Source organism: Serratia sp. UGAL515B_01, assembly GCF_033095805.1.
Lineage (GTDB): Bacteria > Pseudomonadota > Gammaproteobacteria > Enterobacterales > Enterobacteriaceae > Chania.
On the sequence record NZ_CP109901.1, the window covers coordinates 1,352,519 to 1,375,259 of the forward strand.

Sequence of the window (22,741 nt, forward strand, 5' to 3'; positions counted from 1 at the left end):
CTTTGCTTCTAAGCCCTGAAAACATCCAGTTCCCGCCGCTGCAACCGGAGGACACCGGGGGCGGCGGTCACTTCCAGTTGTTCAGCGGCGGTAATGCCGGACTCGGTGAGCCAGTCGCCGCCGATAATCACCTCGCCGTTCTCCTGCACCCAATCCGCGCCAAGATCCGGGCGGTGTTGGCTGGCTTCACACAATGTTTCCCAGAGGGCTTCATCGGTGACGGGGGTGATCCACAGTAATGCTGCGGTGAACTCACATTCCAATTGATTTTCGTCTAGGTAACATGCCGTTATGTTCATCATACGGAGAAATAAAATGCCTAAGCATTACACCCCTGAGTTCAAAAAACACCATGTCGACGCTTGGCGTGCCAGCGGCCTGACCCGGCGTCAATACGCCGAATCCCAAGCTATCAACGAGGGGTCATTCAAACACTGGCCTTCCCAGATAAAGACTAAAAACAATCCCTCTGCTCGACTCCTCTCTGTCCTGCCGGTTCAGATAGCACAACCATCAGCGCCTGAAGCGTTGACCGACCCGGTGATGGTTTACCTGCCCGGTGGCTACCGAGTCGCCTGTCAAACTGCTCAACTCGCCGATGTCTTCCGGGCCCTGAAATATGCTGAAGCCTGAGCATCTGTTCCTGGCCGTTAAGCCCGTCGATATGCGCCGCGGCATTGACTCCCTAACGCAATACGTTCAGGAAACACTCAACGCATCCTGGCACGAGGGCGCCGCCTTCGTCTTTGCCAACAAATCAAGGACCCGACTCAAGGTGCTGCGTTGGGACAGGCACGGCGTTTGGCTCTGTGCCCGTCGCCTCCATCAAGGCCACTTCATCTGGCCCCGAGCGAATGACACAGCCTGGTCGTTAACGCCAGACCAGTTTGAATGGCTTATCACCGGTGTCGACTGGCAAAAAGTGCAGGGTCATGACCTTTCCCGCTGGGTTTGGCCGCAGCGCATAATCTGCGTTATGTCTTGCGCCCCCGCAGTCGGCAGGTCCGGCGTCGTGTGTGAGTCGGGCTTGCTGCTTCGGCTCCGTCAGCCCGGCGTGACGCGCCAGTCGCAGGCTCCTGCCGCTGTTGGCTCCGGTGTTCACAAAGTCCGTTGCGCCGCGCCGCTCGCAGGCTCCCGCCGCTTCCAGGCATCTGCGCTCCCTCAGCAAACCCCCTAATCTGTTGTCGGCCTGGCGGCCTCCGCTTAGACGTTAATGCCCGCCCGGCTGCGTCTGGCTGCGCCGGGTCGTGCCCCGCGGTAAAGCAGCGGGTCACTCCTTCCCGTCTCGCCAGCTTCCGCACCCGCCCTGGTTGGGTGTGGTCATGCAAAATCAACACCCGGCTTGGGCGGGTGTGCCACAGAGCGCCGTCCCGGCCCTTGTGGGCCTCGCCAGCCCCCGCCCGGCAGGCAGCACGGCACGGCACAGCCAAAAGCGGCTGTCCCGTCCCGCGCCGCCGCGATGTGGTACTTCGACTAATGGCAAAGTGATAAAGCGCTGCTATGCTGTTGCAGCGGTTGCTCTTTAACAGTGCTGGGGAACATGGCGTCACGGGCTGAAAAAGCGCGTCGGGGCAAAAAGTTGGCGGTGTGAAAATGCACTGGCGAAAAGTCGTTGCAACTGACTGACTGCACAGGGGAAAAGTGGTTGCGGCGGTAAACTTCACGACGGAAGAAGTTGTTGTGGAGAATAACTTCCTGGGAGCCACATCTTCAAACAAACTTGATAAAGCCGTAGAGAAAATTATGCAGGGTGATAAATCACTTGCTGCTGCAAATGACCTACTCACGCTGGCAAATGCGGATAAACGCAGTGATGCTCTGGTCTCCAAATTCACCAAAGACCCTTCACAAATGAGCAACACAGAGCGTGCCGAGCTGGCGGGTTATGTACGTGTTTATGCTTCAGAGATGGAAAAAACCTATGGTTCGGTGGTGGCACAGGAACTGGTGAAAGGCCTGCTGTCAGGGCGGGACTATATAAAACGTAACCCTGACTCAGAAGCAATGGCAAAGGCTCAGGTGATTATGAACACGTGGGGCTACCATAAATCGAATGCCAGCATAGGAGACTCTGCGCTGATTTTTGGCAGCAGTGTGCTGGGTACCACGATAAAAGGTATGGCAGCTAATGCGGCAATCGGTGTTGGTGTAAATGCAGGTGTTCAGCTCAGTGGGAAAGATCCGTTCAGCTATGTTGATGCGATAATGGCTGGAGTGACAGCGGCAGCTACGACTGGGAAAGGAATTGTAGCCTCAACACCTATTAATATGGGAGGGGCTGCAATTGGTAGCAGTATTAAGGGGGAAGATCCTGCTAATTCTGCTATTGCTGCTGGGGTGGGTTCTGTATTGGGAGGGGCTGCAGGGAAAATAGCTACAGAGCAGCTGAAACCTGCAATTAAAGAAGGAAGTGCAGAAATAATTGGAGCAGTAACAGGTGGTACTGTGGGTGAGATTACAGGAAAAAATGTACAAGACTCTTTGAATAATGCAGGTGAAAAAAATGGAAAAAATTAACATTAAGGATTTGTTTTTGTTTATTTTTTATTGCGTCTGCATTCTATGTTTTGCTGTGGTGCTTGGCTATGTGATAGCTGCTGTTATTGTTTATTTTAAAATAGGTATATTTAATCTTGATTGGGAGCTAATTATTCCTGAGACCGCAAGGAAAGGAAGTATTGGTGGAGTAATTCTTGGTTTCGGTATCTGGATTAAAGGTAAGTTAAATGAAAGAAAAAATAAAAATCAATGAATAAAACTAATCCCAGCCGGTTGGCTGGGATTTTTTTTGTATGCAGAAATCGTCGTTGATGGACGCGGTGCTGGGGCTGATGCCGGAAGAAGAACGTACAGGAGGTGCCACATGGCGCTGAGAGATAAAAAGACAGTCCCGCTGTTACAGGTTGGGCGCTGGCCTCACGGGAGTCTGGGGTACTGGATGGCCCATTATCTGCTGTGGCTGCAACAGCATAACCTGTCGACAGGCGTGGCGTTACGTACCACCTAGCACCCGTTGGAGCGCCTGCATGAGTGGTGTCACCTGCGCGGGTTGGAACAGCCTGAGGCCATCACGTTGGCGGCCCTGGAGAGCTACCAGCAGCGGCTTTATTACTGGCGTAAAAGCAACGGTGAACCGCTGGCGGTCAGTACCCAATGTACGCACCTAGCGCAGATAAAGCGCTTCTTTGCCTGGTTGGCCAAGCGGCATATCCTGAAAGCCAATCCGGCCTCCGAGCTGGAGTTGCCTAAGGTGGGGCAACGGTTGCCACAGGATGTGCTCAGCCCGGAAGAGGTAGAGAAAGTGTTGAGGCAACCCGATATCCATACGGTTCAAGGGCTGCGTGACCGGGCGATACTGGAAGTGCTCTACGGCAGTGGGCTACGCCGAACCGAACTGTGCCAGTTGACCGTGAACAGCATCAATATGGAAAAGGGAACGGTCATGGTTCGCCAGGGCAAGGGGAAAAAAGACCGTCTGGTGCCGCTGGGCGTGCGGGGCTGTCAATGGGTTCGGCGTTATCTGGAGACGGCCCGGCCCCGGTTCAGCGGTTGGCCGGAGCAGGTGGCGCTGTTCCTGGTGAAAGACGGCTGGCCGTTTACCCCCGGAGGACTCAGCCGGATGGTGAGCGAGTAACGAAATCATTATCACTCCGCAGTTGGAAGAGGCTGTTTTTCAGGAGTACACCGCTGAGACTTTGCCCGAGACTGAAACACTCTATAGCACTGAAGAGATGCAGACGATAGCGCACCAGTTGGTACACACGGAGATGATGGGGATCGTGGTGTTGAATCGACAGTGGGCAAAGATTGCTGCTCAGGGAAGCCTGCTCCAGCAACAGCTGTTTCATCAGCACCTTGCTTATGCACTTTATGAGGTCCAAGGGCTGACAGAAGGGCTTCTCGAACGCGTTTCAGAGCTGCTGGATTGGGGGCTCGATGAATATGACTACAGCCATATCATCCCGTATCCTGCTCAGCATGCGCTGCAGGAGCGCTTGCGGGAAACAGAGGTTAACCGTGCCTGGAAGCAGATTGACGTGGAAGAAAAACACGGCTCGACTCTTAGCAAGGTGGCCATTCGACTGCTTAAAAGCGAGCGGAAGAATGTTCCGTTTTGGGTGCGTTTGCTCCCGGGAATGCTCCAGGCACTTAGCAAGCAGGCTAATGGTCTGGTGCATTATTATTCGGAAATTACTTCGCGACTCAATCCGGTACTGCTGCAATTTCTTAGTCAGCCTAAACTGGGACTCAGCTGGCAGGGTATTTTTCTTCTCGTATTTTGGACGCTGCTGTTCGATGTGGCGATCCCCACGTCTGGCATTGATGCAACTGTAAGTGTAATAGCCATCATGACGGTGGTGTTTTACCTGTATCTTAGTGACATGATAATGATGGGGTTGCATGGAAGACCACGATGGATTAGCGTTTTTTGTTCGCAGAATTTATTTTCTCGTTAATGGTTATTCAGTTGTTTTTCGGCGGACTTTTCTTTGTGGCACTTATCTCCATGCCACCTTCTGGTCATGGAGGAAAAGCACTCGTTGCTTTGCTTGCTATCCTGGCACTTTTTATGATGCTTTGGGTGGCATGGCCGAAAGGCGTACCCTTTATTCGCAAGCCAGGCATGGTGATGAGCAGGATATTCGCCAGTCCGTGGAGAACGCTGGAGTGGATGAACTTCGCGTGGTTTTCGGCGGTCTGGGTGATAATGTATTTCGTGATCAGCTCTATTGTTATCATAGAGTTACTAAAACTATTTGTTTAAAATGATAGTGCAGGCAGGTTTGTATTAGGCTATCCGGATCCTTTGATTCGTTTGGATTGAGCCATACTGCCACTGTCCCTTGGTTTTAACCCTTTATTTTTACTCTTTAAAAATATAATTTAAATACAATAGGTTACGATGAGTGATTTTTAATAAGGTAAAAATACGATTTTTATCCTAACTACCTGTTGTAACTTATTTTTATTGTTTTATTCTACGGTTCACTGCCGCACAGGCAGCTTAGAAAATCAAAACAAGGCAATTTGATAGTGTTTTTCCGTTCACTGCCGCACAGGCAGCTTAGAAATGCATTTTCATTCTGTTACTTAATACTTTCACGTTCACTGCCGCACAGGCAGCTTAGAAATTTATTGATACTTATAGCCAATACGGTAGCAAGTTCACTGCCGCACAGGCAGCTTAGAAATGTCTATATACCCCGTCATGACGAGATCATTAGTTCACTGCCGCACAGGCAGCTTAGAAAGGTTCAACTACTGCGGGAGAGCATCGCTTTATGTTCACTGCCGCACAGGCAGCTTAGAAATGAATCGACTTTCATTTCAGGTACAGCAAAATGTTCACTGCCGCACAGGCAGCTTAGAAAAGACCCGCTTCTAGTTGAAATCATGCCAGATAGTTCACTGCCGCACAGGCAGCTTAGAAAATGAATACACGGCGGACGATCACCGCCACTTGGTTCACTGCCGCACAGGCAGCTTAGGAAATTAGAATTATAGGTTCTTTCACTCCAATAACGTTCACTGCTGCCGCCGGTCTGGTGTGGCGCAGAGCCGCGCCGCGCCTACACTGTGTATCCGTGACCCATACAAAGATGTTTAGTTGTTGGGCTAACGTAACGTAGAAGCCATTTACCATGGCCTTTGCTGTTTGAAGAGTGCAACGTCAGGCCGATGATACCACCGTGAGGTAAAGGCTTATCGTCCGGTTTGATATTCCGAGCTTTGGTATCGGTGAGTAGTGCTATCTGTAAAATTCTTGAGATGTCAGTATGCCATCAATGGTTGACTTTGGTTAGATGCGGCTGGAGGGGGGAGAGCGCTTTCGTATCATCCTTGCTGAATGTGGATTATGTCACCCGTGTTGAGCTGCCTTATACTTATAGGCCTGTCTGGAGTTTTTGAGGGGCTTTCTGGACAGTTGTCGCCGATGGTGTCAACCTTTACGAGAGTGTAGATACTGTTGTCGTTTCCTTTTTCCCTCTGCTACGGCTAAGCTGGTTTTCTGGCATGTAACATCAGCATATTACTACTGAGCGCGGACGCCTATGACGTTGAATGCAAGATTCTGGTTTATCACCTTGTGCTTTGATGCTTACTGGACGTTAGCCGTCCTAGGGCGTGAGCGAGTCGTTCCGGCTTTGCTTGCTGGTGCTTTGCTGGCATTAATCCTCACTTCAGCCTGGCAACGTAAGTGGGTTCTGGCAGCGACATTGCTGGGCACGGCGATGGATGCATTGTGGTGCTATGTCGGTGCAGTCGAATTTGCTGGCCAAAGCGGTGTGCCATTATGGATGATATCGCTGTGGTTAACTTTTAGTTGTTGGTGGTACTGGCTATTCAGCCAGATAAAGGCCACCCCGGTACTGCTTGCGTTAGTTGGCGCGGTGGCGGGGCCACTCGCTTATCTTATAGGTTGGCAATTGGGTGCTATGACATGGCTGATGCCTCCCTACAGCGTATTATTACTTATGGCACTAGGCTGGATGATTTATCTGCCCGTCATCAGTTTACCACTTCAGCGTAGGGGAACGGGATGATGTTTATTTCGCGATATGCCCCCTGCTTAAACCGCTTTATCTCACGTCTTATAGATGCAATATGCTTCCATCATTCTGACTGAGATTGACTCTCTTAAAAGTAGAAAAGCGCACGTTGTTTTCTATGCGGTCACTTATTCAATATGTAAATTTGGTCATTGCAGGTAATACTCACGTTCGATGAATGTACCGATAATTTTGTCATGCATTTCTACTGATTTTGAGTCTCCGAGAGTCTTACAGTTTAGCCGTTTTAATCGGTTGCGAAGATTCAGATTTTCACGCTCAATTCGTGGTGTATAAAGCTTACCTGCGATGTGCTTTTCATTCGGCAGCATGTCGTAAGCGCTGACGTTATCTGTGCACCAGAAGGCAACGTTTAAACCCACTAACAGCTTCAATAAATTACGGAAAGTCTTTTTGCTTCGGCGACCCAAAGCATGGGCAACAAGACGTTTGAGACGGGGTTCCCATGCATACCACAACCAGCGCTGCGGCTTCTTGCTGCCTACAAATGCCCCCATCTCATCCACTTCTCAAATGAGTTGAATTTGCAGGTTATCCAGCGGCAATGTTGTTACATTCCGCGGCGAGAGTTTTTTAAGGTGCGCACAACAGCATTGAGACTGATATGCAACGCCCGTGCGGTATCGCGGATACCTGAGTTGTTCATGGCAAAGTCAACGATTTGCTCTTTCATCCCCGGGCGGCAGGCGCGATAAGCGTAATCGAGCTGGAAAGTTCGGCAGCACATTTGGCACCGATAACGCTGATGACCAACCTTTCCCAGACCGTTTTTTTAACGGATTCAGTCTGTTCACAAAATGGGCACTTTACGTCAACTTTTGCCATTCGATACGCTCTGTCAAAAGGGTGATCTGACAACACAATCAACACCTTGAATACTTGACCAAACCTTTAAATGCCTTATAGATGCAATTATTCTGTTTGAACGCTTAACAATAACTTCCGATTTCCAATCTCTCTTTTATAAACCTCCACCTTCAATGGGGCAACAGCAGTCCCAAATCTGAGGTCAGAACTGGTAACCTAGTTTGAAACTGAATTCATTGTTTTGGATGGACTTAACACGCACCGAGTCGCCGTTAGAATCAATACCAGATCCGGCTTTACCAAGATTGATGTACTGATAGTCCAGACCTGCGAATAGATTGTCGGTAATCGGATAGGCAGCACCGATGCCAAGGCTCCAGGCGAAATTGTTACGTCTGGCATCAGGATAACACCAAGTGGAAGAGCCCTTGCAGCCATTACCCATTTCGTCGAGAGTCGCGACAATTTTGCCAAAGAGTGGGTCAATGTTAAGGCGTGCTGTGCTTTTGTTGCTAGCCAGACCAATCCCGCCTTTTACATAAGGTACGATCTTGGTTTGAGCAAAGACTAAATGATACGCTTCCGATTTGTTTGCGAAAGTTGATGACGCGCACTTCACCATTTCACAACGGCTCGATTTCTTCTTGTTTATTGCTGTGAGTACCGGTGAACTGCTTCATACCATTGATTTCATATCGCACAAGGTGACAAGAGGACGATGGCTCCTCGTTAAGCCAGGTCAGATTCAACAAATCGACCGTTCTTGCTATTGGGATGGTTTTTTTGTGCCAATCAGTTCTGAGGTTCTCGAATCAGCAGTCGGCAGTCATTCAAGCAACGATGAAGCCCATTTACTGATGGCGTTGCAAAAGATGCCCTCTGTCCTCAACCTTACTGAGGAGCAGTCCCAACTGTGTTTCAATGCCATCGAACAGATAGCATTAGATGCACAACTCACTGGGCCCGTACATTTGATTGAAATGTTATTGAAACGGCAGTTGCACGCCATTGTTCTGCGTTTACTCGTTAACCATCAGGCAAATATTGAAATCAACAGTAAACCGCCAGTCGCTTTTTTACTGTTTTTAAAATTCCGACGTGCCATAGAAGATAATTTTCGTCAATGGCACCATGTGCATCAGTACCTGGACATGCTTGGTTGCTCAGAACGAACATTGGCGCGAGCATGTGAGGCGATCTCCGCGACCACGCCAAAAGAAATGATTGATGCACGCCTTGCACTAGAGGCAAAGCGCTTGTTGACTCATACTACTATCAAATCCAATCGAGTTGCCTCAGAGCTGGGTTTCGACGATGCCAGCTATTTCATCAAATTTTTTAAACGTATGGCAGGCTATACACCAGGTGAGTTTAAGAAACGACAAGGCGTCGTTCGTGAATTTAGATAAGCAGGCGCAACGCTCGTCCAAGATAGAGGGGGCTGTGAACCCCTCTCTGAAGGTTCGTATCGCGCATCCATGCGTTCAACGTCGGCTAACCTGCATCACCTCCATCTGTAGCACTATTGCGCTCAGCTATTTAGGCTCCTGGAATGAATGACAAATCTGCAGAGAACCGATTTGGACGTATTTGCAGTTTTGTCATGCAACTCTAATTATTTAATGTATAGAAGCTTACTTACTCTCTTGAGCATGTCTCTGAGTTTAAACTTTCCTTGGTATCCCCAGGTACATTACCCGCAAAGCGTCGAACTCGATCCAGCAATGCCGCAGACGAGTGTTCATAATCATAACAATAAGGCGGCACAGGCACTTGGTGGGCGTTATAATCTTCAAGCACCTCACGTGCGTCGGCCAGATAAAGATTATCCCTGACCTTCAAAAAAGCCTTTGCGTCATGTGTGTACCCATACAGATCTTTTGTCTCGTTATAGCGTTGCTGGTCGGACTCACCATTTTTCAATGTGCTTCTGGCAGGCGCACTAGCAATATAATTGCAATAACTGACATTCACTCCCTCCACAGTCGGAAAGAAATCTGGCTCATTACAAGGCCTTTGGGAGAGGTTAACGAAGATATTTCCCTCCACCAATGCTCGAGCTTCAAGGCTGAAACTCATACCGTAAAAATCCCAGTTCTCCAAGACATTGTTATAAAGATGGAATGTGCCGAATTGTGCCCTTGGGTTACGTTGCACCGTGTTGAAGAAATAATTGTGATGCAAAGTGACCCGAGCCTGGGAGTCACGATCATAATGTTCGAATAAATTGTTCGACGTGATATTATTGAGCAACATCACCTTATTATCATCATGAAAACGAATCCATGACAGCGTTACGTCCGTCGCGCCGTTTTTAACGTTAACCAACCGGTCAGAGAAACGTGATAAATCGAGATGATTGATCCAGATCGTATGTGAAAAATTAGCGATATTGATAGCCTGTGAAAAGGTACGTAACCGTCCATCTATAGTTAGATGAGTGACGATGACATTCTCGCTATTATAGATGCCCAGTCCATAATCCAGCAGCTTCACCTGCTGATCACGACCATCAATCGTCACGTTGGAAGGTACCCGAATCTGTGAATTGAGCTTGATCGTCATGTCGGATGCAAAACGTATCCAGATAGGTTCATGCGAATCACTTGCTTGTTCAATCGCTTCTCGCAGAGTCTTTGACCCAGCATCTTCCCTTGATGACACGAGCACGACGCGTCCTTCTAGTCCTCCCGTCGCGAAGCGGCCGTATCCTTGTCGTTGCGCTAGAAGAGATTTTACAAATGCACAATCTGCCGATGCCCTGGGGCATACTTGGAGTATTTGGGATGCAGGGTAGGCTTGTGAGATCGGCGCAATGACACAGAATGTAATAAGTAGCATGTTTGATATACGCACAACGAACCCGTTGGCAAATAGTCGACATACATCGCTCCTATTATTGAGCGAGTCATGAATACGCCGATCCCTGTGTTTACCCATGTTGCATACTCACATCGGCGAGCAAATGCACGTACCATGGCAGTGCTTCTTTCATCCCCGCTTTCAGATCGAATAGTGGTACATAGCCTAGACCGAGCTGTGCCTTGGATACATCGGCTTGAGAATGGCGCACGTCACCTGCTCTTGGTGTCTTGTAGATAGGTTGGCGATCATAATCAAATCCTAGCAATGCCATATTGTTGCGTATGATCTCGAACAACTGATTAAGGGTAGTGCGTCCGCCCACAGCGACGTTGTAGACTTCGCTCCTCCCGGTCATATCTTGCAACGCGGCGCGTAGATTAGCTTGTACTACATTGCCGATGTAACAAAAATCGCGGCTGGTCTCTCCATCGCCAAAAATTTCGACATCCTTCCCTGCGAGCATCGCAGCGATCCATTTAGGGATCACCGCTGCATATGCACCTGCAGGGTCTTGGCGCGCACCAAAAACATTAAAGTAGCGTAACCCGATCGATTCGAAACCGTAGGTGCGAGCATAAACCCCAGCATAAATTTCGTTGACTAGTTTGGTGACAGCATAAGGTGATAGTGGATTACCAATACGATCCTCACGCTTGGGCAAATTTGGCTCATCACCATAGGTTGAACTGGAAGCGGCATAAACAAAGCGCCGAACCTGCGCGCACCGCGCGGCATCGAGCATGTTCAGGAAACCCGTGACGTTTACGCCATGACTTGTCAATGGATCATTCACTGAACGAGGCACAGAACCCAACGCTGCCTGATGCAATACGTAATCGATTTGCTTGACAGCTTGGGTACAGTCGCTGAGGTTTCTCACGTCGGCTTCAATAAACGAGAAACGGCGCCAGCGCTCTGCACCTACGCGATCTCTGACCTCATCAAGATTACGCTGATGACCCGTAGCGAAATTATCTAACCCACGAACATCCTGTCCAAGCATCAGTAGGGTTTCTACCAGATTGGAACCAATAAAGCCGGCGGCTCCGGTTACCAACCAGCGTGAGCGCTGAGAGAGCAATTGTTCACACAAAGCCTGCTGGGTAGCGTGCTGTGCCCATGTAGGCAACAAGAGATTTTGGTTAATAGCCATTTTTATATCAGGGTCCGTTGAATGAAAGATTAATATCCTCCCCAGACTTCAAGTTACATGGGAGCAGCGTTCTTTAGCACCCGTCACATAGTTAGCGATGTGACGGGTGACTCTCGATCTTTCCGCCTGCATGCACTCGAATTATCTGGAGTGTATATCGTCGCTCTACTGTCAGTGCCCGCCGGTATTTTCAAACGGGCAGATAACTCAGACGCAACGTGCAACAAGATTGATAATTTGCCTCTTTATACATGCTTAGGTGGTGTTCTGAATGAAGGATTGAGCAACGTAAAAGTTGCGGTATTGACACCTCCACCTCATTATTTCCCCTTGTACAATGCAATGCTCAGCTATACCGCAATGCACGATATGTTCCTGTAATAACTCGGTAAAGAAACGCCAACAGTAAACCAAGCACAAGTGCTTCGAGCAGGATCAGCGGCGCATTAGGACTACTTGGCCGATCACCTGGTTCAGGGTGTACGATGATGCTCAGATAGCGCTGCAACCGCAGCGTGCTGATGAATGATTGCTGATAATTCTGTCGTGCCGTTGCAAGATTAGCTTCAGCAAACAGCTGAGCATTCTTGAGCGCCTCATAGGTTTTAAGCCGATCAGCCTCGGTATCTCCAAGGCCACTCAGACGCTGGCGGGTATCGGCCAGACGTTTTTGTAACGCCGCGACCTGTATTTTCATCGCCTCCATCATCGGGTGGTCGGGATTTCCCAGTGCACGGAGCTTATAAAGATTGATGTATGCTGTATTGAGTTCCCCTTCGAGCTGACTGAGTTGCGAGAGTTGCATCGCAGTATCTGCAGCAGGATCGATATTGCCGTTCTTAATGCGCCAGTTCGCTAGTCCTTCCAGTGCTTGGAGAGCCTGCTGCTCGGCCAGTGCGACCGCTTGCTGGCTAACCTTCAGCGCGTCGGCAATGCCTTTTTCATCCATTTTATGTACAAACTGTTGAGCCAGATCGATTAATGCAAGCGAAATCATCTTGGCGTCGTCCGGCGAAAAAGCGTTGACCTCCATCAGATTGATCTGTTCTTGCATGCTGTACGACATATTGACCAGAGACTTATAAGCCTCATACAGTGCATCGTCACTGGCATCAGGCATCAACCTGTTCATAGGATCGAATGTTGTATTTGTCAGGTAACGGCGCAGTCCGATCTTCTTGTCTAGCTGATGCATTGCGTCACGTGAATTTAGAAAACTGTTGACAGCCCAGCCGTCCACCAAACTCCCCGATGTGTTACTACCCGTTGAAATCAGGCTAGTGACGTTGTTAAGTGGTGTCTGGCTTTGCTGATCGCTGGCACGTACCGAAAAACGGGACTCTGCCGTATAGCGTGGCGTGGCCACAAACATCAAATACAGAATTGCCAGTATCATGGGTACCAGAATAAGCGTAGCCATAATGCAACGCTGTATACGCCGCGTGCGGAGTGCACTCACTCGGAGTCGATGCCGATAAGCCATTTCCGATTGCGAATCAGTCTCAGAAAATGAGGGATTCTGCAGCGGCGGAACTGTCGTTGAATGGATCGGTCCCTTGTGCGTATGAATCGTTTCGGTTTTGTCTTGCTGGGAATCTCCCGATGCAGTCTGCGAGGTTTTCCTCAATGCGAAATCTATTTCGCTCATAAATCAGAGCCTTTATACAATAGTCCGTCATCTGTGAATGACGATAAGTGGAAAGTATTAGTGTGCGGTTTACCAATCGAGCCTCAAACAACGCCCGCCATAGCTTTGTGAAACGGCAGGGCTCAAACGGTATTGCACCATCTATAATGTAAATATCGAAATTAGGTATCAGGGCTAACGCAAAAGAAAATTCTTGGCGTACATGAAGCGGCCAGTCAACCATGGGTTTTGAAAGGTACTCTGGGGTTGTCATCAGGTCTGACAGCCAGTCGATAGAAGCGCGTACATCCTGGCCATAAAGGTTGCAGACAAGTTGCACCATTTTCAGACCGGATCCTTTGCCACGAATAAAGCCCTGGCGACCCATCGGCCATGAGACGAGCCCACCATGTTGGACCAGCCCACGAAGGGGAGGGCGTATCCCTGCAAGCACGTCTATCAGCGGACGATGCCATTGAGGTGTGTTCGAAAGTAACGCATACCTGCCGCGAGCCATGAAAAAATCAACATTCGACAATAATGGTCGTTTCTCACCAAACATTCGTGGATGATCAGTGACACCAGTTAAACGGATCATTGGTCCTCACATTGGTTGCACATTGCTACGTGCTAGACGTTCAGCAAGCAAACTAATAGCGACAAGCAATGTCAGCGCGATCAAGAAATAGCTTAGACTTGCATCTTCTGACACGTAGTTATCAAAATAAGCCGACCGTAATAATTGCATGCCATGCGCAAACGGAGACCATAGAAAATATTTTCGATACTCTTCAGGCAACTGTTCCGACACCAGGAACACGCTTGAGAACACCTGTAGGAAACGCTCGATAACAGCAGAAAAACGCAGGAAATATGGCCAGAACGAGGCAATACTACCAAACAGAATGCCCATTGAAGTTGCTCCCAGCGCCATCATCAGCACATAAAAGAGAACTTTCATCCATTGAGCGGGTAGTGTGACCAAGTTCAGATAAGCACCAACCGACAGCAACACCAGATATACTGCCAGAAAGATACCCAAATAGATTAGAGCATAAGACAGTGCATACTGTAGTGGCGTGATGACACCCAGATGTATTAATACCCGCGACCCGACATAGTTGGTGCTGCTACGAAAGATGATTTGACGGAACATGATCCACGTAATTGCGCCTAACAGTGAGAATGTCGCCACATCCATCCCCAGAATATAGCGAACCCCCGTCAGGAAGTAAGGCGCTGAGATCAAGCCCAGTAGCACGGCAGGACCAAGAAATGCCCACAACAACGCAACTCGACTTTCATTGTGAATAACGTGCAAAAGGTAACTGACCAAAGGGCCTAGCGTTGTCGGCCACGACGCACCCCGCTCCAATGGACGTAGCTGCTGTTTGGCATGAATGAAGTTCAGACGTGTACCCAGTGATTCGCATTGTGCGGCCTCTGAGGGTGTGAATGATTCTGCCATTTCACCAGCGACGAGGCGCGCTTCACGCGCAGCACGACTTTTTTGCTGTGCAACCCGTGTAGCATAACTTGTCTCCAGCCGTTGATGCTCACGCTCTAGTTCTGTTGACCGATAGCCGTCAGACTGCACGTCAACCCCGGCCCGGATATCCAGTTCAAGATAGCGTATGATCATGCGTAACTGGCGGTAGCGAAAATCAACGGTTGCCTCATCCGCACCAATGCGAGCGAGGCCACTTTCCTGCCCTGCCTGGATCGCTTGGTAGATTGCGCGTCGTTGTCCGATGGAAGCATGTGGTAGACGTGCCAGTGAGTTCAGGAATATCGTCAACGAAGCATTAAGCGATATTGGCTCGATACTCACTGCGGCATCCACCTGCTGACGCAGTTCATCAAATGCAGTATCAGCAGGCAACACACGTGGTTGCTTTTCATCGTCCTGATCCATGGTGATACTCATTGTGCTACGACCGTGGCAGAGCGGGTTGAGCCTACCGCCGAGCTGAAAGCAGAAAGGACTTTCTGCACTTGAGTAAACGGTGCATCGGAGATATAAATCTCGTCGCCTTCACGAACCACAAAGTGATTTGCCAGAACCATTTGTTCCGGCTGTGTAAAATCAAACTGATAGACAATTGGCTTGATCTCCTCATTTGAACCCAAACGAGTCGCATCGGGCGCACGCATAAGGAAAACCGCATTTGGGTTGGCCAAGCTGTCGTTCAAACCATTAGCGTCTCCCAGTGCATCGGCGACGCTATAGTTACGCTTACTCAACTTGATACGTTTCTGTACGCTTGCCGCACCCAGCACTGTGAAATATTGGGCAACGTCGTGCACGACGACGATATCTCCAGGGGATAAAGCAATATTCTGAGCCGGATTGCGATAGATATCAGCCAAACGCACAGAACCTGACTCACCGCCACGTTGTACCGTAATCGCCATTTGTTCAGGGTTGCGTTGCACGGGTACGGCCTGCGCAAGCAGTAAACTTAACCGCGTTGCCTGAGCGAGTGGATATATGCCGGGTTTAGACAAGTCACCCTGTGCGATCACTATCTGGCCACGCCGTGGCGAAGCCTGTACATTCACGTCAGATGCAATCACTATACCTTGCAAGCGATGCATAATGACGTCGTGCAATTGTCCAATGGTGAGTCCTTTAGCATGGATTTTTCCCACGTATGGCAGATAAATTGCACCCTCGCTATCAAGTATCATTTCGCCCAAGTTCGTCATACCATTTGCATCCGATGCAAACAGTTGCAGACCATCCCTTTCCCACAAACTAATGTTAACACCATCGCCTGGGGCTAGGCGGGTGACGTCAGTTTCCTGTGCTACGAGAAACCTTTGAGGGAAGCTAGCATGTTCTGCTTCACGGCTGGCAGCGGCTAGTTGCTTCGTCACGGGCATCAATACAATATCTCCCCGTCCGTGGGATTTCTCTACCTCACTGAGCATGGGACCACTACGTGGCAAACCACACCCTTGTAATACCATGCAGACCAGCAGTACCAACAGCCCCGTCTCTGCCCGCCTTATCCTTTTCACACCATACTCCTTGAAACGCATTCAACTTCTCCGAAACGCATTCAACTTCTCCAGGTACATCACTCCTGGAATAAAAATCGTGATTAACCTGAGGACAGACTATCCGTAAGGACTTGATCGTCTATTTCCGCAGTTTTTTAGCCAAAGGCTGAAATGTCTATGCTGTATTCAGTTCGTCATGCATGGCACTCGTGATCGTCGGTTTACACAATCCGATGAACGTATCGCGTGTCACGTCGACAGCAAATAACTTCAGAGCTCGTTTTTTGGCCATTTCACGGACTTCGGCATTGGAGCGAACACTGTCCGTTAGCAATGAAATCTTGTCGCAGGCTTCATCAAGGTCGGGATTTTCTGCACGACTGAGCAAATGTCCGGTAAGCCCATCGGTAAAACACTCACCAGAGCCCCCAGCGGGTGTTGACACCGTTAATACGCCCAACAACTGTGCTTCGATCAACACGTTCGGTAATCCTTCAAATAATGAAAGCAGTACCTTGACGTCCATTTTCGAATACCAGAATCCGACGTGCCGGGATAGACCAACCAGCAGCAGACGATGCTGGATCCCAAGTTCGTTAACCAGAGTGTGAATGCTCTCTAGCAAGCGACCATCGCCTACCAGGACGAAACGTGCGCGCGGACGACGTTGCAGATAACGATGCACTAACCTAATCCATGTATGTGGCTGTTTGTCGGGTTCCAGGCGAAATACTCCACCGATAGTCTCGGTTGCGTCCTGTGTACGTTCCGCGAATTCCAGCCATTTGCGTTCCTCTTCAACCGGTGCTGTGATCGCGGGTACTGGTACACCGTTGTACAGAATATGGAAACGCTCAATAGGCAGGCCCAACCATTGTGCATATTCCTGGGCGATCACTTTGCTGTTACTCATAAAGTAGACGCCAGGAACTTCAGCTAGAGCCCGGTACAGCACGTGATATTCTGGTTTGTCGCGTGCGCTACGCAGATTGGGCGGCAGACCGCGAAATACGAGGTGAATCACTGGCACACCAGCGAGCAACGCAGCCAGTGCACCGAAAATGCAGGTGCCGTCTTGCCATAGGCTAGCGACGTCAAAACGATGTTCGTGAAAGTATGGGAACAGACGAGTTAAGCCATACCGTACTTGTGCAGGAAGATATTCCAGTAGTCTAAGAAAGTCAGGATCCCTGATCGCTAAACCAAACTGGTTACTTACTGGAAGATTGTTTATTTCTGTGACCTTGATCTTGGCATCAAGGAGGTCATTGAGAAAAAAATCTAGCTTCTTGTTAGTTGCCACTTCAGCATCTGTTGCCGTATAACGTTTGACCAGCACATTGATTACGAGTGGACGCAAAGATTTGTCACCAGCTTGCTGGCGTGACTGACCCAAATTTTGCAAGCTACATGCCAACCTAGCCAATTGACGCTCTGCACCGCCTGGCCCCAAACTTCCTGTGACCAGCCCGATTCGTTGTGGCTGCCTCGGTCGTGCAATAATTTCCCGATCACGGAAATACAGCAATGCGTGCTTTAATGACAACATCGAGATGTCATTTCCAGCAACGCCTCCCAGAGGCTCAAGCCGACAGAAAAACTCATAGTCATCCATCAACTGAACATTAAATTTCCCGGCCCGACTTTCTGGATCCATGTCCTCGGCAAGTGGTGCGAGCACCTCGACTGCTTCATACAGTAAACCGCGTTTGTGCAAATTTTTAGCGAACAGCACACGCATGTTCGGCCGGTTATAACGCCCAATCAGTTTTCTAAAGAGTACATCTGACTCGTCATAAAGACGTGCATCCACCATGATGCCTGCACGCACCAGAGCTGCATCCGCGTCTTCGATATTTTCTGGTAGATACAGGTCAATCAGCGCAGGGACTTCTGCATTACGTCGTAATTTCATCAGGTAACGGACATAAAGACGCAAGATAGCAGCATCCTGTGGATTGACCTGCAGAAGGGCAGCCCACTGCTTAGCTAATTCGTCAGCGCTATTTACTTTTGCCTGTTCCTTGATTTGCAGCCACAGCATAGACACCTTGGCATCACTGCGATGAAAACCAACCAGGTTTTCAGCCTCTTCGAGATGACAGCGTGCCAAATCCTCTGTGAGACAGATCTTAAGGATTTCACTTAAACGCGAACGCACATTTTCAAGCGTAACATGCGGTAATGATGTGGGCGCTTTTTGACGCTCGATTGTGCATCCAACATCATCTCCTACTCCTGTATTTAGATAGTTAAAAAGAGGAGGCACATGCTGTCCCCAGGCCATTTCGGTCGATTCGTTTTTTTTATTCATCTGCAGCCAACACTAAGGAACGTACAGCCACAGAGGATGTGATTGAGGCGGTCGGCACAATATCCAGTTGTTTCTTACGCCGTGCTCGTTCGATCCATAAATGACACTTGTTGATATTGGCATCAATCAATTCTGGTTTTTCAGAGTATCTCCGTAATAAAGACCAGTATTGCAGTGCATCGGTAAACTGGTGGGTGCGCATAGCTCCCGTTGCTGCAGCTTTCAGCCCGACCTCATTATCAGGTGAAAAACGTAGGATGGTTTCACCTATTGCCAAACGCTCAGAGACGTTGCCAGGATCAAGTGCCTTGAGCCTAGAATAAAGTGCTGAAATCACGCGTTTCTTCTCACGCGATATCACTGAACTATCTATATCAGCATTTTCAGCACGTTCGATTAATGCCCAAGCCCGATCGTATTCACCTTTTGCCAACATCTCACGTGCTACACGCGTCAGGCGACCCTGAAGCTTGAGGATTTGCCGCTGTGCTTCAGTTTTAACCCATTCTTCGATGGGGCCACTTTGCAGCAATTCCTGATAGGTATCGATGGCCTCTTCAATATGTTCCGCACTATGTGCAGCGGTACGAGCCAACAACACCTTAGCAACCACAGTAGCGTCTTCTTCGCTCGCGGCTCGTTTCAAGTGCATAAATGCTGTTTTGGTATCGCCTTGTGCATATGCGGCTCGTCCGGTGAAACTATCGAGTTCGGGAAAGCGAGTCAGGGTTTGATTGGCGATGTTAGAGATGTCCATAACATCGTCATAGCGTTTCTCTTGGAAGGCTTGACGGATATCAATGCGCATTTTCTGTTCGAGAGCACGCCGTGCACGTCTGAGTGCATTGTTGAACGGTGGCAGATGTGTGCGTGCCTGGATACTATCTGCTGCTTCAAGCAAATCGCCTGCATCAAGTTGACTCAACCCGTGTTGCAGCCAGTGTACTGCTTGTTGTTTTACCCATGTTGCAATGTCTGGGTCGCGGCTATCAGATAAACCATGCGTAGCAGCGAGTAACGCAGCAGGCACGGCAAAACCCTGCAGAGCGGCGCTACATGCTAACTCGAAAGCTGTCTGCTCGCTCAATTCAACTGGCCAAGAGGCTATTTCAAGCAGGCCAGCGCGATCTGCCTGTGCTATTCGTTGGTTCCACAACACCGCAAAACAGGGGCCGTGTGTCGGTAACACATCAAGTACCTCTTCAACCCACTTAAGCACGGCTTCTTTATCTGAAGATGCCTCGAGTAACTCCAGTACTGCCTGAGCGGCCTCGGCCTTGTTTTCGCTTAAGTGAAACAGCTGTTTCCACTCGCCTAGCGCTGCTGCGCGATCACCAAGGTGTGTCGCTGATACTGCGCATACACGCAGGGTTTCCAGCGTTACGATTTCATCTGACAGCAATGCTTGTGCGCACGAGCGTGCTTCGCGGTATTGCCCAAGTTTGAAATAGGCACGCATCAGCATCAGATCGTTTTTTTCGTCATTTGTTGCGCCTTGCTCTCTAACAGACTGTAGATTGCGAATGGCATTTTCGTAGTCACCAAGCTCATATTGCATGCGCCCGAGTAAAATACGGTGGCGACGTAAGCCTGATTCATTGCGCAAAGCTTCATGTAATTGCCGCGAGGCATCAAGATGTTGCCCAGCATTCCATAACGCTTCAATATCGGTGAGTCGACCTTCTTCATGTGATACCACATCATGAATCATGGACGAATCGAGTCGCGGCAGGATAAATGTTTTGTACCAGTCTTCACTCAGCCGTTCGTTGAACAGCTCGGTATAGTGAGCCAAATCCAGTCCGTCATTAGCGATGGCATTGATCTGCCCAAGCCGGCGCATCAACGGCGTCGGATCATAGCAGGCTACTGTCATACGTTTGGCTGTATCACGTACCATCCTGATCAAGGCGTTACGCCGGTCAATCACGGCATTATCTGGTGTGCAGGCGTTAACATGGGTAACAAACACAAGTTTATCTGTGCCAATAAGTTGTGCGATCTCTTCCATATCGCGTGCTATTTCATCATCGCTTAGATCTCGTCGCTGGATACGCGCGAGGAGTTCACGATCGTCCGGTGACAGGCGCTGGAATGCCGGTATATCCTCGAGTAACTTACGGCGACTTGCTAGCTGGTCGTCTCCCGCCATCGACCAGAACAACTTCGTACGTTTACTATTGGAAAAAAAATCACTGAAATAGCGATACGTATAGTTGCACTGGATTGGCTGGCCATCAACGGTATGCAGCTTGTTCGAGGATATCTCTACAAGATAAAGATCGGCCGGAGTATGTGTGCTTGATATGAAACTGCTGGGCGTTCCGGGACGGAAAATCAACGGTAGTATATCGTCCGAAAATTTTTTTTCTCCAAACATAAAACGCAGTTGCTGCAATGCTTCAGTACTTGTGTGAACATAACCATAGTTGCGCCCATGTTCGAATGCTATGGGGTACCGTTGTGCGCTAATTCGCGTGGGTTGATGGATACGGCAGGTTCCAATCGGGCAAATATTGAGCGAAGTCATATGATGATTACTCCATATCGAACGGTGTATCAAAGCGTCCAGTAGAAAACGTCTGAGCGAAGGCGTGACGGTTCGAGCACTGAACGTAGATCACATACGACACCATCTTTCGCCACCATTTGGTTCAGCTTGTCATAAACAAGCTCCACCGACTGTTTGTGAGGAACGGCGAGTATCAACATATCGAGGTCTTGCAACATTGATGGTTCAACCAGCGTAATGCCGTATTCACGCTTGGTCTGCACTGGGTCAGCGAGTGGGTCACATACATGAGGATTAATACCATAACGTCCCAACTCGTTATAAAGATCGACGACTTTCGAGTTGCGGATATCTGGCACGTTTTCCTTGAATGTGATACCGACAACACCGACGCGCGTCGTTGATGCCAGCCGTTTACGATGGGCCAATACCTGGATCAATTTGGAAGCAACGTGCTCAGCCATGCTATCGTTGATACGTCGTCCCGCGAGGATAACTTCCGGATGATAGCCAAGCTGTTGAGCCTTTGAGGTGAGATAGTACGGGTCTACACCAATGCAGTGGCCACCCACCAAACCTGGTGTGAAGTTCATGAAATTCCATTTCGTTCCGGCTGCTTTTAACACTTCTGAAGTGTTTATATCAACCAGTGCACAAATCTTCGACATCTCGTTCATCAACGCAATATTGATATCACGCTGGGTGTTTTCTAGTACTTTGGCGGCCTCGGCAACCTTGATTGACGACGCGCGAAATACGCCAGCTTCAACCACGGTTTCGTAAACGCTAGCGACCAGCTCAAGCGTTTCCTTGTCCTGACCGGACACAACCTTGACAATTTTTTCAAACGGATGATCGGTGTCGCCTGGGTTGATTCGTTCTGGACTGTAACCAAGCTTGAAGTCAACACCGCAGCGTAGACCGGAGCTTTTTTCCAGTTCAGGCCCACAGATTTCCTCTGTAGCACCAGGATAGACCGTCGACTCGAAAACGACTGTACTACCTCGTGTTAGCACAGAACCAATCAGGCGGCTGGCGTCTTTTAACATGGTAAAGTCGGGAGCGCATCGTTCATCGATCGGCGTCGGTACAGCTACGATAAAAAAGTTACAACCTTTCAGATCTTCCACGCGACTAGTCAACTGTAGCGTTGATTTAGCAAGTGTTTCTGGGGTGATTTCCCCGGTCCAGTCGTCTAAGTCACGCAGACGACTTACTCGCTGGCTATCTACGTCAAAACCAATCACGTCGAAATGTCGGGCAAGCGCAATAGAAACAGGCAGTCCAACATACCCCAGTCCACATACAGCGATATTTTTGACAAACATAGCGTAATCCCTTAGGAAAATTATTCCAATTTGATGTTTATAACGCTTGCTCTGCTACAACTACGGGCTTACTAATACATTAGTGTTGGGAATCGTCCTATATGACACGCGGTTTTAGTACGCCAACACATTACAGTATTTAAACACATTATAACATTTAAACACATTATTAAATCTGAATATATTATAGTTATAAACGTGATGAAGTTCATATTGAAGAAACTTAATGGGGGTTTTTAAGGAAGTTAATGGGATGGTGGTCTGCATCTAAAAACGGCATCTGTGTGGCAAAGTGGAAGTGTACTTAATAAGGATGGATTTCAACGATATGATATAAATAATAAAAATTAAAATTTTATCATGAATGGACATGATGCTTAACGAGCGTAATCTATTACTTGGGGCGGCTCATAACAAAACTACTTGTAAAGAAAAACAAGCTGTATTCATAACATACTTATCTAGATAACTCTCGATACGCTGAGAATATTCCTAAGTTAATGCAGTCTGTGCGAAGCTCTATTCACCGAAAAAAGAACATCAATTTTTTAAGTGAT

At 48.8% G+C, this 22,741-nt stretch carries 19 protein-coding genes, 4 pseudogenes and 1 CRISPR repeat array; of the genes and pseudogenes, 10 read left to right on the forward strand and 13 right to left on the reverse strand.

Annotated elements, in window-relative coordinates; genetic code table 11:
* Positions 1 to 8: 8 nt before the first annotated feature.
* Positions 9 to 299, reverse strand: a complete 291-nt coding sequence (locus OK023_RS06225) for a hypothetical protein (RefSeq protein WP_317695969.1) — start codon at positions 297 to 299, stop codon at positions 9 to 11.
* A 16-nt stretch (positions 300 to 315) separates the two neighbouring features.
* Here OK023_RS06225 and tnpA point away from each other — a divergent pair, with 16 nt between their 5' ends.
* From tnpA to OK023_RS06265, 8 genes and pseudogenes are all read left to right on the forward strand, one after another.
* Entirely contained in the window at positions 316 to 633 is a 318-nt protein-coding gene (gene tnpA / locus OK023_RS06230) for an IS66 family insertion sequence element accessory protein TnpA (protein WP_317695971.1), read from the forward strand.
* Positions 620 to 955 (forward strand): annotated as a pseudogene (tnpB, locus tag OK023_RS06235) (IS66 family insertion sequence element accessory protein TnpB); the annotation flags it as partial. The gene tnpA and the pseudogene tnpB, both read left to right, overlap by 14 nt.
* Before the next feature lie 716 nt (positions 956 to 1,671).
* A pseudogene (locus OK023_RS06240) lies at positions 1,672 to 2,517 on the forward strand (hemagglutinin); the annotation flags it as partial.
* Complete coding sequence (locus tag OK023_RS06245; RefSeq protein ID WP_317695975.1) at positions 2,504 to 2,752, forward strand: hypothetical protein; 249 nt, start codon at positions 2,504 to 2,506, stop codon at positions 2,750 to 2,752. The pseudogene OK023_RS06240 and the gene OK023_RS06245, both read left to right, overlap by 14 nt.
* A 111-nt stretch (positions 2,753 to 2,863) precedes the next feature.
* Positions 2,864 to 3,007 (forward strand): hypothetical protein, encoded by a 144-nt coding sequence (locus tag OK023_RS06250; protein WP_317695977.1) that lies wholly within the window; start codon positions 2,864 to 2,866, stop codon positions 3,005 to 3,007.
* Between the two features lie 42 nt (positions 3,008 to 3,049).
* Positions 3,050 to 3,634, forward strand: a complete 585-nt coding sequence (locus OK023_RS06255) for a tyrosine-type recombinase/integrase (RefSeq protein ID WP_317695980.1) — start codon at positions 3,050 to 3,052, stop codon at positions 3,632 to 3,634.
* A gap of 133 nt (positions 3,635 to 3,767) precedes the next feature.
* The gene (locus tag OK023_RS06260; RefSeq protein ID WP_317695983.1) at positions 3,768 to 4,457 is read left to right on the forward strand and encodes a hypothetical protein; all 690 of its coding nucleotides are present in this window, start codon (positions 3,768 to 3,770) and stop codon (positions 4,455 to 4,457) included.
* The gene (locus tag OK023_RS06265) at positions 4,430 to 4,765 is read left to right on the forward strand and encodes a hypothetical protein (RefSeq protein ID WP_317695985.1); all 336 of its coding nucleotides are present in this window, start codon (positions 4,430 to 4,432) and stop codon (positions 4,763 to 4,765) included. The genes OK023_RS06260 and OK023_RS06265 overlap by 28 nt, the downstream gene beginning before the upstream one ends.
* Before the next feature lie 219 nt (positions 4,766 to 4,984).
* A CRISPR array of direct repeats spans positions 4,985 to 5,492; the repeat unit is 28 nt; unit sequence GTTCACTGCCGCACAGGCAGCTTAGAAA.
* Positions 5,493 to 5,603: 111 nt separating this feature from the next.
* On the opposite strand, the pseudogene OK023_RS06270 reads toward OK023_RS06265, so the two are convergent.
* Positions 5,604 to 5,753, reverse strand: a pseudogene (locus OK023_RS06270) (DUF4102 domain-containing protein); the annotation flags it as partial.
* A 300-nt stretch (positions 5,754 to 6,053) separates the two neighbouring features.
* On the opposite strand from OK023_RS06270, the gene OK023_RS06275 reads away from it, so the two are divergent.
* Entirely contained in the window at positions 6,054 to 6,545 is a 492-nt protein-coding gene (locus tag OK023_RS06275) for a DUF2878 domain-containing protein (RefSeq protein WP_317695987.1), read from the forward strand.
* 155 nt (positions 6,546 to 6,700) lie between these two features.
* On the opposite strand, the pseudogene OK023_RS06280 reads toward OK023_RS06275, so the two are convergent.
* Together OK023_RS06280 and OK023_RS06285 are read right to left on the reverse strand one after the other, a co-directional pair.
* Positions 6,701 to 7,397 (reverse strand): annotated as a pseudogene (locus OK023_RS06280) (IS1 family transposase).
* Between the two features lie 184 nt (positions 7,398 to 7,581).
* Positions 7,582 to 8,001, reverse strand: coding sequence for an outer membrane protein (locus tag OK023_RS06285; RefSeq protein ID WP_317695989.1), 420 nt, complete (start codon positions 7,999 to 8,001; stop codon positions 7,582 to 7,584).
* Between OK023_RS06285 and OK023_RS06290 the strand changes: the two genes are divergently transcribed.
* The gene (locus tag OK023_RS06290; protein WP_317695991.1) at positions 7,967 to 8,788 is read left to right on the forward strand and encodes a helix-turn-helix domain-containing protein; all 822 of its coding nucleotides are present in this window, start codon (positions 7,967 to 7,969) and stop codon (positions 8,786 to 8,788) included. The genes OK023_RS06285 and OK023_RS06290 overlap by 35 nt on opposite strands.
* Positions 8,789 to 9,017: 229 nt before the next feature.
* On the opposite strand, the gene OK023_RS06295 is transcribed toward OK023_RS06290, so the two are convergent.
* From OK023_RS06295 to OK023_RS06335, 9 genes are all read right to left on the reverse strand, one after another.
* Complete coding sequence (locus OK023_RS06295) at positions 9,018 to 10,049, reverse strand: polysaccharide lyase family 1 protein (RefSeq protein ID WP_317695993.1); 1,032 nt, start codon at positions 10,047 to 10,049, stop codon at positions 9,018 to 9,020.
* A 262-nt stretch (positions 10,050 to 10,311) separates the two neighbouring features.
* Positions 10,312 to 11,397, reverse strand: coding sequence for an SDR family oxidoreductase (locus OK023_RS06300; RefSeq protein ID WP_317695995.1), 1,086 nt, complete (start codon positions 11,395 to 11,397; stop codon positions 10,312 to 10,314).
* Between the two features lie 346 nt (positions 11,398 to 11,743).
* Positions 11,744 to 12,817, reverse strand: a complete 1,074-nt coding sequence (locus OK023_RS06305) for a hypothetical protein (RefSeq protein ID WP_317695998.1) — start codon at positions 12,815 to 12,817, stop codon at positions 11,744 to 11,746.
* An 82-nt stretch (positions 12,818 to 12,899) separates the two neighbouring features.
* Positions 12,900 to 13,622, reverse strand: coding sequence for a hypothetical protein (locus tag OK023_RS06310; protein WP_317696000.1), 723 nt, complete (start codon positions 13,620 to 13,622; stop codon positions 12,900 to 12,902).
* A 6-nt stretch (positions 13,623 to 13,628) separates the two neighbouring features.
* Positions 13,629 to 14,951: an ABC transporter permease gene (locus OK023_RS06315; protein WP_317696003.1), complete on the reverse strand. Its 1,323-nt coding sequence runs from the start codon at positions 14,949 to 14,951 to the stop codon at positions 13,629 to 13,631.
* A complete protein-coding gene (locus tag OK023_RS06320; RefSeq protein ID WP_317696005.1) occupies positions 14,948 to 16,048 on the reverse strand; it encodes a polysaccharide biosynthesis/export family protein in 1,101 nt (366 codons plus the stop codon). Before OK023_RS06320 ends, OK023_RS06315 begins: the two co-directional genes overlap by 4 nt.
* A 157-nt stretch (positions 16,049 to 16,205) precedes the next feature.
* Positions 16,206 to 18,344, reverse strand: a complete 2,139-nt coding sequence (locus OK023_RS06325) for a glycosyltransferase (RefSeq protein WP_317696007.1) — start codon at positions 18,342 to 18,344, stop codon at positions 16,206 to 16,208.
* A complete protein-coding gene (locus tag OK023_RS06330; RefSeq protein ID WP_317696009.1) occupies positions 18,337 to 20,874 on the reverse strand; it encodes a hypothetical protein in 2,538 nt (845 codons plus the stop codon). The genes OK023_RS06325 and OK023_RS06330 overlap by 8 nt, the downstream gene beginning before the upstream one ends.
* 29 nt (positions 20,875 to 20,903) lie before the next feature.
* Positions 20,904 to 22,184 carry a nucleotide sugar dehydrogenase gene (locus OK023_RS06335; RefSeq protein WP_317696011.1) on the reverse strand — a complete coding sequence of 427 codons (1,281 nt, stop codon included), beginning with the start codon at positions 22,182 to 22,184 and terminating at the stop codon, positions 20,904 to 20,906.
* Positions 22,185 to 22,741 lie beyond the last annotated feature (557 nt).

What these genes read in the sequence shown, in the direction of transcription:
- OK023_RS06225 (WP_317695969.1), bottom strand. Translation starts at nt 299, where the DNA reads ATGAACATAACGGCATGTTACCTAGACGAAAATCAATTGGAATGTGAG.
- tnpA (WP_317695971.1), top strand. Translation starts at nt 316, where the DNA reads ATGCCTAAGCATTACACCCCTGAGTTCAAAAAACACCATGTCGACGCT.
- OK023_RS06245 (WP_317695975.1), top strand. Translation starts at nt 2,504, where the DNA reads ATGGAAAAAATTAACATTAAGGATTTGTTTTTGTTTATTTTTTATTGC.
- OK023_RS06250 (WP_317695977.1), top strand. Translation starts at nt 2,864, where the DNA reads ATGGCGCTGAGAGATAAAAAGACAGTCCCGCTGTTACAGGTTGGGCGC.
- OK023_RS06260 (WP_317695983.1), top strand. Translation starts at nt 3,768, where the DNA reads ATGATGGGGATCGTGGTGTTGAATCGACAGTGGGCAAAGATTGCTGCT.
- OK023_RS06275 (WP_317695987.1), top strand. Translation starts at nt 6,054, where the DNA reads ATGACGTTGAATGCAAGATTCTGGTTTATCACCTTGTGCTTTGATGCT.
- OK023_RS06285 (WP_317695989.1), bottom strand. Translation starts at nt 8,001, where the DNA reads ATGGTGAAGTGCGCGTCATCAACTTTCGCAAACAAATCGGAAGCGTAT.
- OK023_RS06300 (WP_317695995.1), bottom strand. Translation starts at nt 11,397, where the DNA reads ATGGCTATTAACCAAAATCTCTTGTTGCCTACATGGGCACAGCACGCT.
- OK023_RS06305 (WP_317695998.1), bottom strand. Translation starts at nt 12,817, where the DNA reads ATGGCTACGCTTATTCTGGTACCCATGATACTGGCAATTCTGTATTTG.
- OK023_RS06310 (WP_317696000.1), bottom strand. Translation starts at nt 13,622, where the DNA reads ATGATCCGTTTAACTGGTGTCACTGATCATCCACGAATGTTTGGTGAG.
- OK023_RS06315 (WP_317696003.1), bottom strand. Translation starts at nt 14,951, where the DNA reads ATGAGTATCACCATGGATCAGGACGATGAAAAGCAACCACGTGTGTTG.
- OK023_RS06325 (WP_317696007.1), bottom strand. Translation starts at nt 18,344, where the DNA reads ATGAATAAAAAAAACGAATCGACCGAAATGGCCTGGGGACAGCATGTG.
- OK023_RS06330 (WP_317696009.1), bottom strand. Translation starts at nt 20,874, where the DNA reads ATGACTTCGCTCAATATTTGCCCGATTGGAACCTGCCGTATCCATCAA.
- OK023_RS06335 (WP_317696011.1), bottom strand. Translation starts at nt 22,184, where the DNA reads ATGTTTGTCAAAAATATCGCTGTATGTGGACTGGGGTATGTTGGACTG.